Origin of the sequence: Streptomyces sp. NPDC056161 (assembly GCF_042268025.1) — a bacterium.
In the GTDB taxonomy this organism is placed as follows: Bacteria; Actinomycetota; Actinomycetes; order Streptomycetales; family Streptomycetaceae; genus Streptomyces.
Window position 1 is genome coordinate 1 of sequence record NZ_JBHJUV010000115.1, and the last position, 10973, is coordinate 10973.

Here is a 10973-nt window from a genome sequence, read left to right on the forward strand (position 1 = left end):
GCCCTGAACTCGGGCGAGTAGACCTTCATCACCATAAAAGATGCCTCCTACCCGGCCCCTGGCGGGGCCGGGCTCAGAGGTGTCCACCCCTCGGGACAGGTCCCGACGAGTCCGGCTGGGCCGGAACCCCTTGCCCGAAATCGCAGCTACCTGCAGACATTTATGCGTCAGAGTCAAGCTCAGACCATGGAGAAATTCTGCGCCGCCTCGCTTGCGACCTTCAAACGGCCGTACCTTTCCTGCCAGTTGATGAGCTGCCCCGCCCGGTCGACAGGTTCAGACGGGTGACGGGGCCACCTGAAGAGTCCTGGAGCCGGTCTCGCGCTATCTCTGATCCACTGGTGACAAGTGCGGGCAATGGTGATCGGTTCGCTCTGGTCCGTACCTCTTGCGGTCCATGGGGTGCACGATCGCACAGCTGGCGCTGGCCTGGCTGCACGCCCGTCATCGGGTACTGCCGATCTTGGCCTGGACCAGCGCCAGGGCATCGTCCCAGCTCCCGGGGGTGGCGATCAGGCGTCGTAGCTTCATGATCAGGCGGGGTCGGTTGAGGGTGGCGGCTCCGACTGCTCGGTCACCGGTCCGGTAGAGCGCTGTGAGCTGGTCGTCGTCCGGCGAGCCGTCGGCGAACGTGACGCTCTCCGCATCTGCCGTGCCGACGAACTGGATGCGGTGGCCGTACCAGTCGCTCCAGCAGTACGGGACCGTTTCATCTGGCTGCGCCCGCTCGGGGAAGACCGCGTTCAGGGCGGCACGGGCTCCCTGCTCGGCGGCGTTCGTCCAGTTCTCCAGGCGCATCGTGGTGTCCATGACCGCGTTCGGCCAGTGCACGATGTCGCCGGCGGCGTACACGTGCTCGTCGGACGTTCGCAGTTGGGCATCGCACACCAGACCGCCGTCGGCCGGATGGAGCACCAGCCCTGAATCACGGAGCCAGCCGGTGGCCGGGGAGGCACCGACGCCGACGATGAGTAGATCGGTTTCGAGGGTTTCGCCGTTGCTCAAGGTGACCGCGGTGACGTGGGTGTCGCCGCTGGTCTTCTCCAGCGACGTGCCTCGCAGCAGCCGCACTCCACGACGGTCGTGGAGCCGGGAGAGGGCGTCAACGCCGGTTTCACCGACGGCACGAACCAGCGGAGTGGCTGTCGCCTCCACGATCGTTACCTTGGCGCCGAGCTGACGCACCGAGGAGGCGACCTCCGCGCCGATGAAGCCGGCGCCGACGATGACCACGTTCCGTGCATGGCGCATCGCGTCACGCACCCGGTTCGCGTCGTGGAGCGTTCGCAGGGTCTCCGCACCGGCGAGTGGTGGCGTCCCGACCAGTGGCCGGGGGTCGGCGCCGGTGGCGACGATCAGCTTGTCGTAGGTGACGGGCGCGCCGTCGACCTGGACGGTCCGGGAAGCGAGGTCGAGGCCGGTGGCTTCCGATCCGAGGCGCAGCTCGACATCCAGGGCGGCGAGTTCTGTTTCGTCGGCGTAGAAGAGCGGCCCCGCGTCCGGCTTGGTGAGGAACGACTTGGACAGGGGCGGGCGGTCGTAGGGGAACGTCGGTTCTCGTCCGATCAGGACGATCCGGCCGCAGTAGCCGTCCCGCCTGACTGCCTGGACGGCTCGCAGCCCCGCGAGACACGCCCTACCACCACGAGCCCGTCAGTTGCGGATGAGTTCATAGACATGGCTCAGTCTCGACGATCGAGAGCGCGAGAGCGGGGCAGGAGCGGACGGCTTCCTCGACCTGTGCGCGGTCTGAGTCGTCCGTCCGCTCGTGCAGGAGGACGAGTCACCGCGGCGGCCCGACCGATCTGACCGTGAGTGGCTGTCTCCAGGAGCGCTGCTCCGGCACGGCCAGGACGAGCAGGAAGGTCCCCAACAGCTCACCGAACAGCCGTCGCCCTTCGTGGGTGAGGTCGGTGAAGTCACGGGCCCATACCGGCTCACGTTCCAACACAGTCGCGATCCGCGCCCCGTGACGGGCGCGGACGATCGCCTCGACGTCGTCGTGCACGTCACGGCTTCCCGTCGATCCACCACCGCTGAGCTGCTCGTCGCTCGTCACGGCGCGTCCTCGCCTCGGCGCCGGGTCTAAACGGCGATCGCGGGCAGGTCAACGAGGCGACACGGAATCTCAGCGTCCTCGTTGAGGTGGTGGCTGGCGCACACCCGGTGATAGCCATCAGCGATCTGCAGAGCACGGTCCAGGCCCAGCTCGCCGCGAACGAGCAGGATCGGTGACAGCGGCTTGCCCTTGGCGACCTTTTTCAGCTCCCTCGCGACCTCGGGATCATCTGCAGGAAGCAGTTGCAGCCTGGCCGCGCGCAAGATGTCCTTGGCGCGCTGCTGCACCGTGGGCGCCTGCGACAGCAGCGCGGTGAGAACCTCCACGAGTGCCGGAGCGGCCGTCAGCCGCAGAAACGACGCGGCCGCAGGATAATCGTGCTCTGCCGGAGTATCAGCCCACTTCATGGTCACCGTCTTCGCCATAGACGTCGTCCCTCCTACACGTCGGCGATCGGCATTCGATCCCAGTATGTCCCATCCACCCCCTTACGCACCCGGAAACCCGCGACCATCATTGCGAAGACAAATCGCTGAATGTGCAACCCTGAATCTTGTCGGCAGCCGTGGTGAATTCCGGTCCGCTGAAACTCCTTTTCTGCAGCGCAGTCGGCCGTCGAATATCGGGTGGCCCGCAGCGGAGCGCCTACCGCGTGCATATGCTGCAGCGCCTGGACACATAGGAGTCGAGAAGGCCCGCCTCGCCGTACGGCACGCCGAGGCGATGGCAGTGCTCGCGCACCAGCGGCTGAGCGAGGCGCAGGTTGGGGCGCGGCATGTTGGGGAAGAGGTGGTGCTCCACCTGGTAGTTCAAACCGCCCATGAGTCAGTCGGTCACCCACCCGCCTCGCACATTGCGCGAGGTCAGTACCTGGCGTCGTAGATGCCCCCCACCGTTCGCCGTCCTCCTGGATCATCGGCATGCCCTTGTGGTTCGGCGCGAAGGAAGAAGTGCACCGCTCGGCGACACGCTCGACTCCTGAGGTCGGGGCGATTCCTTGAAACCAACGAAGCGGACCAGGAGAAGCCACCGCACCGTACGGCGGCGCGGCATCACGCCATGGAAGAAACCGCTGAGCCGTGCCGCCCGGTACGGGCGCGGCGCTCTGCCGCGTCGACAATGACGTTCGGCGGGGCGCGGGTCAGCGCTGTTCGGCCCGACTGGTCCTCGTGATCGATCGATGGCCGATGGCGACCGCATGTTTCCTGACAGCGCCCGTCCCGGTGGGACGCAGGCCGGAAACGCCCTTCTCGGCGGCAGCCCGGTCGCGGAAGTTGACCCGGGGGAGGCCCCGAAATGGTGCGCTCGACCCTCGGGCGTGTTATCGCCGCCGTGCGGGGTAGGCGGAGACTGTGGGAATGCCGCTGCACTGGAAGCGGTCTGTGTCGACATCGCAACCGCGGTCCCGCATTCGCCGCCGTCTCGGTCCCCTCTGCCGACCCGGCAGTCGTCGGTGTTGTGCCGCTGGGCGGCGTGACTGCGGGCTTACGACAAGAATAGGGGTCACAGGCGCTCCGCAGATCGACACCGACAGGGAACCTGCCCCGACCGGGTCGAGGGGGCGATCTTCACGCACTTCCATCTGATCTCCCTGACCAGACGGGCGCCAGCGGCGAACGCCGATCCGCTCGCCTGACGGCTTGAGGACGACTCAATGGCCGTTGAAAGTCGCCGCTGAAGAGCTCACACTCCGGGATCGGGGTGACTTGAGGTGGTTCTGTTTCTACTGCTGGTCATCGTGGCGATCGTACTGGGCCTCATCGGAGCGGTGGCCAAGGGCTTGGTCTACCTGCTGATCATCGGCGTGATCGTGCTCGTCGCAGACATCATCTTCTTCGGCGTGCGCCTGGGTCGGCGCCGAGGCTGGGGCAGTGGTGGCCGGGGCACCAGCAAACGTTCGCCTCCGGTAACGCCGGCAGGAGATCATGTTCCAGCGTGAGGGCCGCCAGCGCGCAGCACCGATCCGGGGAGCACCTTCGCCCGGTCCGACGTGGCGCTTCCCGGTCGGCGTCGGTCGCACCGGGCGGGCGTCGAGCCGCCCCAGGAGTGCCGGCCGGCGCACCGGCCTGAGTCGGTGTTCGGGCCCAGTGTGGTTGGAGTGAAACCCTGGGGGAACATAGGAGGGCAAAGGGCTCGTTGGGTGATACCTGTGAGGGTTGCCGAGAGGAGCTAGTCATGGGTCTGGGCAGGAAGATGGCGCATTCCGCCGAGAGGGCCAAGGGCAAGGTGAAGAAGGACACCGGCAAGGCCACCGGTGACCGTTCCCTGGAGGCCAAGGGCAAGGGCGAGCAGGCCAAGGGTGGCCTCAAGCAGGCCGGGCAGAACATCAAGGGCGCTTTCAAGCGCTGACCGAGCACTCTGCTGCGGCCCGGCTGGCGAGCGCTGGCCGGGCCGACGCCTGCCGGTCTGACGTCGTCGACCGGCGGAGCCTTCGCTACTTGTGTGCTTGAGAACGCGTCTGACTGAGGGGCCTGGGTCAGGGGTGCTGCGGTGAGTGAGGAGGTTGGGCAGGGCCTGGCCGTCGTTCATGGCGGCCGGGGTGGTGGCCACGTCCGTGATCACGTTGACGCTGTCGGAGGCACACGTCTCGGTGACATGCGCGGCGTATCCCTTCCAGCTGATGATGTGCCCGTGTCGGACGTAACGCGCCGTGGTGTCGTAAGGGGAGACGATCGCGGAGGAGGAAGGCGGTAGTTCACCGTCGTCGGCGGTGCGCCAGCGCAGGCGGCCCGCCGCGTCGCGGTAGTAGTTCTGCATGACGATCTGCCGCAGGGCCTCGGCCTGTGGGCCCGGCCGGTAGTGGGGCCAACACGGCAGCGTCTCTCTCAGAGATCAATAACACGGTTCTGTTCTGTGCCGGAGATCCGTACCAGCGGCAGAGGTCACGGCCCCAGATACGGGGCCAGTGCTGCGGCGGTGGCTCAGGACAGATAGTTCTTCGCGTGGTGGAATCCGAAGGCCGGGTGAATCGGGTCGGTGAGGTCCTCGTCGATCCCGGTGAAGGCTCGGGCAAGCCGGGGCGGGATGGCCACCGGGTCTCCGGGATCCGCGATGTTCACCCACCGTGCAACACCGGTCGGGCGCATGGCGAGCGGGCGGGTGGGACGCCGGCGGGAGGGGGGACGAGGCGGTCGAAGGCGCCATGTGGGAGAGCGAGGGGGGAGCCCATCGTCACCAGCAGTTCCACCCGCAGTTCGGGGTGTGCGTGGAGGGCTTCATATGTCACCACGGTACCCAGGGAGTGGGCGAGGACGACCCGGGGCGGTGTCGGGCTATGCACGCGGCGACTTCCTCCCGTACTGCGGTGCGCGCCGGGGAGTCGACGTCGTCCAGGTAGGCGGCGACCTCACGGAAGAAGACCCGGATGAAAGTTCGGTGAGCCGACCGTCCAGGCTGAACTTTTCCGCCACCCAGGAAGCCGCGTACCGCAGCGGCATCGTCAGCGCCCCCTGGGCGGCGGGCCGGGGGGCTCCCAGCTCCCTCAGCCAGGCCGCTGTCAGCTCCTTGACCAGCGGATCCCGCAGCTCCTCCATGTCCTGGTCCGGCGCGCCCTGAACGGTGGGACCGGACTGGAGGAGGTGTGCGTAGTAGGCGAAGTCGAGGGCGAGGTGCGTTGTCTCGATTTCCATCCCGTCGGCGAGATGGCGCGTCCAGCTCCGGATGTGTTCCGCGCGTATGTGCTCGGCCGTGGCGCGCGCGTCGCGATATCCCACGCCATGCACGGCCACGACGGCCAATGGATCGCCGCTGCTCCTGCTCGTCGGAGTCTCCTGAAGACCGGTTCCGGGGTGAGGGCGATGACTTCCCTGCCCATGCCGAGGGTGACCGTGCCGTCGTTGGTGATGTCCAGGCACGCTGCCGGGTGCGGGAGCGTAAGGATCGTCAAGCACGATCCGCTGGTCAGGTCCCACACCCGCAGCGTGCGGTCGCGGCGGCCGGCGGTGACCGCGACGGGTCGACCGTCCGCCACGGCCGTCGCCACCGCACTCACCGCGCCGGTGCGGTCGGTCAGGGTGTGCACGGCACTCCCGGTGGCCAGGTCCCACACCCGTACGGTGGCGTCGTCGCCGCTGGTGACGGCGACGGGTCGGGCGTCCACCACAGCCGTCGCCACCGCTGCCACCGCGAGGTACTCCCTGCCAAGTGCCTCCTCGGCCCCGACACTCACCAGAACGATCCAACCTCGCACGCCCCCACGGCAATCGCCTGTCGGTTCCCGGATCCAGCTGATGGGCAGCCCAGCGCATGACGAGCAGCCCGCCGCAGGCGGCCGTGCAAAGATGCTTCTCGCACGTACGTGCGGATGAGAGGTGGGGTCGTTGGCCTGGTGGGGAGATGAGGTCGTCCCGGACGCGGCGCGTCCTGACTGGGCATGGGTTCCACTTGAATCCGTGGGACCGTTGCGGTTCGGCCAGAGCAGGGATGAAGTCGCCGCTGCTCTGGGAGAGCCGGTCACGGCATGGGACGTCGGGAAGTACGCGCAGTGGTTACGGTTCGACGGGGTCGGTATCGACACCTACTACGACCAGGAGACACGGACGCTGGCCGCGGTGGCTGTCGACGCCTGCCGGGGTCCGCAGGTCCGCCACGACGGCGTCTGCCTGGTGGGCCGACTGCCGTCGGAACTGGATCCCTGGATCGAGAAGACCGTGCCGACCCTGGAGGAATCGGAACTGCCCGAGTACGTCGACGGTCTGCGTTTCGGGGAACGCGGGGAGCCTTGTCTCCTCGGTCTGGGAGTGGTCCTGCGCTGCCAGCAGAACGGGGACCACGCCCGCAGCCGGCCTGTGTTCCTCGCACCCCAGTGGGCCATGCAAGGCCAGGAACGCCTTGACACCTTGATCCCCCGAAGGGAGTGGCTGACGTACTGAGTTTGGTGAGTGCCGGGAGTGCCGGTTTCCGGAGTCCTGGCACTCCAGTCCGACTTCGCGATCTTGCGCTGCGGGTGAACTTCGGCACCGACGAGGGTACCGCCTGCGGGCGCCGATGCAACGAAAGGAGACGGTTGCGGCCGCTCGGAAGGTCTTCGGCTGGTTGACCGCCGGTTCGACGGTGTTGCGCTTGTTGTGACGCTCCTTGTCGACACCGGGCGGCCGAGCGGCGGCTCTGGTTCTTCCGGGCCGATGCCCCCTCCGGCCGCGACCGGCTGGAGGGCATCGACCCCATCGCGCGAGCGGGCGGTGTGTCAGGTGGTGATGGTGGCGACGGGTTCGAGACTGTAGGTTCGCGCGTAGCCGTTCTCGGTGCCGACGAGAAGGTCGACGACCTCGAAGTAGCGGTCCCAGAACGGGGTTTCGCGCAGTGCGTCGATGAGGAGCTGGTAGGCGTGGTGGTCTTCGGCCTCCCACACCCAGACGTCGGTGACGCGCGCGGAGTAGAACTCCGTGTTGTAGAAGCGTGACCGGACTTTGGTGGTCTTGGCCTCGATGGTCGGCAGGACCTGGGTGGTGAAGGCGTCCACGCGTTCCGGGACGGTCAGGGCGAGCCATTCGGGTGTGGTCTTGACCAGCATGAACGCCGTGACCGGCGGTTCGGTTCTGTCAGCGGGCATCAGGGTGCCTCCAGGGTGGTGGGTGGGCTTGGTCCGCCGGGCTGTTGGGTTCCGGCGCGGGGAGCCGGAGTTCAGGAGAGGACGGCGGGCTTGAGGGTCCGGGCGCACCACTGCTCGAAGCCGGTGGGGGAGCTGGTGTCCGCGGTGCGGGCGACGCCGGTGTCGAGGCCCTCGTCCTTGGCCCGCTTCATGTCGACGATGCCCTGGACGAACGCCTCGTTGAGGCCGTGGCCGACGAGAGTGATGGCCAACTCGTCGAGCGGCCGGCGTTCGTAGCGGACGGGGCGGCCGAACTGTTCGGTCATGATGCTGGCCAGGTCGTTGGGGGACAGGTCCTGCGGCCCGAGGACCGGAACGCTGTCGGTGCCGGTCCACGAGCGGTTTAGCAGCAGGCCGGCGGCGGTGGCCGCGATATCGGCGACGGCGACCATGGGGGCCTTGCGGTCGGCGTCGACGGAGTCGGTGAAGACGCCCTTCTCGCGGATCGAGTCGGCTTCCTCCAGGAGGTTCTCGAAGAAGGACGGGCAGGCCAGCGCCCGGTAGGCGACGCCGGTGCCGACGATGAGGTCGTCCATGGCGAGGGAGGCGGTGACGAGGCCGGCCCGGTCGGCGAGCGGGGTGCCGCGGCCGAGCGCGGAGACGCCGACGACATGGCCGACGCTGAGGGCGGCGAGTGCCTTGAGGGCGGGGCGGGTGAAACCGCTGTACGTGTAGTACGGGGTCAGGGAGGCGTCCGGGGGGACGAGCCAGAAGACGGCGTCCGCACCCTCGAAGGCCCGGTCGAGGACACCGGCCTCCGCGTGCGATCCGGTGACCACCTCGACGCGGTCGCGCACCGCGTCCGGAAGCCGGGCGGGATCACGCACGATTACGCGCAGTTCCTCACTCGCGGCGGGAGCGGACTCCAGGAGCCGGGAGAGCAGGTGACGGCCGATGTTCCCGGTGGGAGCCGTGATGACGATCATCAAAACCTCGCAGGTCGTGCTGGTCCGGGTACGCCGTTCATCCTGCTGAGGATCTCCGTGCTGCCACAATGGGATCTTCAGCACGGAATCATTGCTCGAAATGGAATGATGCTGGTGAACAGCCCGGATTCGGTGGTCGACGCCAATCTCGCCATCGCGCTGGACGCTCTGCTGGCCGAGCAGAGCGTGACCCGTGCCGCCGCACGTCTGCACACCTCGCCCGCCGCCATGAGCCGCACCCTCGCCCGTCTGCGCCGTATCCTCCAGGACCCCCTCCTGGTCCGGGCCGGACAGACCATGGTTCCCACCCCGCGCGCCCAGGCACTGCGCGAGGAAGCCGCCACAGTGGTACGCGGCCTCGGAGCGCTGCTCAGCCCCGGCGCGAGCGTCGACCCCCTCCGCAGCACCTTCACCCTCCAGACCGCCGACCTGGTCGGCGCGGCAGTGGCCCCCGGGCTGCTGCACCTGGCCCGGCGGGAGGCGCCGGGGGTCTCGTTCCGGATCCGGTCCGAAGAACTGGAGGCCGGACCCGCGCTGCGCGATGGCCGGATCGACCTGGAGATCGGATCCATCGACCACGTGGACCCCGAGACGCAGATCGAAGAACTGGTCGGCCTCCGCATGGTCGCGGGTGTCCGGCCCGGCCATCCACTCACCGAAGGGCCGCTGACACCGGCCCGGCTCGCTGCCGCCCGACATGTCGCGGTCAGCCGCCGCGGCCGGTTCACCGGCCCTCTCGACACCGCCCTTGCCGAGCTGAACCTGCACCGGCGGGTCAGCGTCGTCCTCGTCGGCCACCTGGCCGCGATGACCCTCGCCGCCCGCAGCGACCTCGTCTGCCTCGTACCCGCCGCGCTCCCCGGCGCGGCCCCCTCGCCCCTCACCCACGACGCGGTCGCCCTCGGGCTGCAACTCCTCGACATCCCCCTGGCGCTGCCACCACTGACCATTGGCATGGCCTGGCACCCCCGGCACACGGCCGACGGCGCCCACCGCTGGCTCCGCGACACCGTCCGCCGGACTCTCCGCACACCGACAGCGGCTTCTGAGATCACCGCGGCGGACGCCGTCGCCCCCGAGTAGCCGCACCCGAAGGGTTCCACGGCTTTCAGCCAGGTTCAGTAGCCATCGGGGGTGGATATCTCTCTCGAAGCCCATGTTCCGCATACCCCGGGGAAGCGTCCCCGGGTGGGGCACATCCAGTTCCTCAACTGCCTGCCGATCTACTGGGGTCTGGCCCGTACGGGCAGCCTGCTCGATCTGGAGCTCACCAAGGACACCCCGGACCGGCTGAGCGACCTGCTGGCGGGCGGGGACCTGGACATCGGTCCGATCGCCTGCATGGAGTACCTGTGTCCGGCCCGAGTACTTCACCTGCCCGCCCGACCTGCTGGTGATGATGCAGGAGGCGGACGCCGCGGTGGTGATCGGTGATGTCGCGCTGCGTGCCTACCTCCAACAGGCGCGGGAACTCGGCCTGAAGGTGCACGACCTGGGCGGGCTGTGGAAGGAGTGGACCGGGCTGCCGTTCGTCTTCGCGGCCTGGGCCGCCCGCAGGGACTACCTGGCGGAGAACGAGCACGTGGTGCGCGAGGTGCACCGGGCCTTCCTTGAGTCCCGGGACCTTTCCCTGGCCGAGGTCGACAAGGTCTGCGAGCAGGCCGCCCGCTGGGAGGCATTCGACGAGGAGGCCCTCCGCCGCTATTACACCGAGGCCCTGGACTTCTCCTTCGGCGACCGCCAGTTGGAGGGAGTACGCGAGTTCGCCCGCCGGGTCGCCGCGGGTTCCGGGTTCGACCCGGAGCTGGAGATCTCCGTCCTGCGGCCGTGACAGCTGCGCGGGCCGATCGAATCTGGCGGCCGCCGCTGCTTACGCTGTCCACCCCGGAAGAGTTCGCGCATCCGACTGGTCGCCGCAGCAGGCACGTCCATGACGCTCTAGGGTGCGTTTCAGAAGTGGATCTTGATGTGTCAAGATCCACTTTGTGGGGAGGCATGATCTGACGAATGCGCAGTGGGCGAAGTGGAGCCGCTGCTCCCGGTCGGAAGGAAGCCCGGACGACCGCCGGTGCACACCAAGCGGCAGTTGATAGACGGCATACGCTGGCGCACCCGCGCTGGTACTCCCTGGCGGGACGTGCCCGAGCGGTATGGCCCGTGGCAGACCGTCTACGGTCTGTTCCGGCGGTGGCAGCGCGACGGCACCTGGCACCGCATCTTCGAGCAGCTGCAGGCCCGGGCCGACGCCCAGGGGCTGATCACCTGGGACGTGTCAGTGGACTCGACCATCGCCCGCGCCCACTAGCATGCGGCGGGTGCCCGTAAAAAGGGGATCTGCAGGTCGAGCCGCCAGGGGGTGTCTTCACCGAACCCGACGACCACGGGCTCGGACGCTCCC

General features: G+C 68.3%; 11 protein-coding genes and 3 pseudogenes. 6 read left to right on the forward strand and 8 right to left on the reverse strand.

The genetic code is table 11. From position 1 onward, the window contains the following. Positions 1–444 precede the first annotated feature (444 nt). The 4 genes and pseudogenes from ACFC09_RS45280 to ACFC09_RS45295 form a co-directional block, all read right to left on the reverse strand. Positions 445–1620 carry an NAD(P)/FAD-dependent oxidoreductase gene (locus ACFC09_RS45280; RefSeq protein ID WP_376538953.1) on the reverse strand — a complete coding sequence of 392 codons (1176 nt, stop codon included), beginning with the start codon at positions 1618–1620 and terminating at the stop codon, positions 445–447. Between the two features lie 163 nt (positions 1621–1783). Next, complete coding sequence (locus ACFC09_RS45285; RefSeq protein ID WP_376538933.1) at positions 1784–2059, reverse strand: hypothetical protein; 276 nt, start codon at positions 2057–2059, stop codon at positions 1784–1786. A gap of 26 nt (positions 2060–2085) precedes the next feature. Next, positions 2086–2484, reverse strand: coding sequence for a hypothetical protein (locus ACFC09_RS45290; RefSeq protein ID WP_376538935.1), 399 nt, complete (start codon positions 2482–2484; stop codon positions 2086–2088). A 206-nt stretch (positions 2485–2690) separates the two neighbouring features. After that, positions 2691–3005, reverse strand: a pseudogene (locus ACFC09_RS45295) (fatty acid desaturase); the annotation flags it as partial. A 792-nt stretch (positions 3006–3797) separates the two neighbouring features. Here ACFC09_RS45295 and ACFC09_RS45300 point away from each other — a divergent pair. Next, positions 3798–3998: a hypothetical protein gene (locus ACFC09_RS45300; RefSeq protein WP_376538937.1), complete on the forward strand. Its 201-nt coding sequence runs from the start codon at positions 3798–3800 to the stop codon at positions 3996–3998. A gap of 236 nt (positions 3999–4234) precedes the next feature. Further along, entirely contained in the window at positions 4235–4408 is a 174-nt protein-coding gene (locus ACFC09_RS45305; RefSeq protein WP_376538939.1) for a CsbD family protein, read from the forward strand. Positions 4409–4980: 572 nt separating this feature from the next. Here ACFC09_RS45305 and ACFC09_RS45310 read toward each other — a convergent pair. Continuing rightward, positions 4981–5118, reverse strand: coding sequence for a hypothetical protein (locus tag ACFC09_RS45310; RefSeq protein ID WP_376538941.1), 138 nt, complete (start codon positions 5116–5118; stop codon positions 4981–4983). 213 nt (positions 5119–5331) lie between these two features. Further along, positions 5332–5772 carry a hypothetical protein gene (locus ACFC09_RS45315; protein ID WP_376538943.1) on the reverse strand — a complete coding sequence of 147 codons (441 nt, stop codon included), beginning with the start codon at positions 5770–5772 and terminating at the stop codon, positions 5332–5334. A gap of 678 nt (positions 5773–6450) precedes the next feature. Here ACFC09_RS45315 and ACFC09_RS45320 point away from each other — a divergent pair. Next, entirely contained in the window at positions 6451–6930 is a 480-nt protein-coding gene (locus ACFC09_RS45320; protein WP_376538945.1) for a hypothetical protein, read from the forward strand. Between the two features lie 314 nt (positions 6931–7244). Here the strand turns inward: ACFC09_RS45320 and ACFC09_RS45325 are convergent, their stop codons facing one another. Together ACFC09_RS45325 and ACFC09_RS45330 are read right to left on the reverse strand one after the other, a co-directional pair. Continuing rightward, entirely contained in the window at positions 7245–7610 is a 366-nt protein-coding gene (locus ACFC09_RS45325) for a darcynin family protein (RefSeq protein ID WP_376538947.1), read from the reverse strand. A 71-nt stretch (positions 7611–7681) separates the two neighbouring features. Next, positions 7682–8575, reverse strand: coding sequence for an NAD(P)H-binding protein (locus tag ACFC09_RS45330; RefSeq protein ID WP_376538949.1), 894 nt, complete (start codon positions 8573–8575; stop codon positions 7682–7684). A 105-nt stretch (positions 8576–8680) separates the two neighbouring features. Between ACFC09_RS45330 and ACFC09_RS45335 the strand changes: the two genes are divergently transcribed. From ACFC09_RS45335 to ACFC09_RS45345, 3 genes and pseudogenes are all read left to right on the forward strand, one after another. Continuing rightward, the gene (locus tag ACFC09_RS45335; RefSeq protein WP_376538951.1) at positions 8681–9658 is read left to right on the forward strand and encodes a LysR family transcriptional regulator; all 978 of its coding nucleotides are present in this window, start codon (positions 8681–8683) and stop codon (positions 9656–9658) included. A 51-nt stretch (positions 9659–9709) separates the two neighbouring features. Beyond that, positions 9710–10406, forward strand: a pseudogene (locus tag ACFC09_RS45340) (menaquinone biosynthetic enzyme MqnA/MqnD family protein). Positions 10407–10560: 154 nt separating this feature from the next. Continuing rightward, a pseudogene (locus ACFC09_RS45345) lies at positions 10561–10877 on the forward strand (transposase); the annotation flags it as partial. Positions 10878–10973 lie beyond the last annotated feature (96 nt).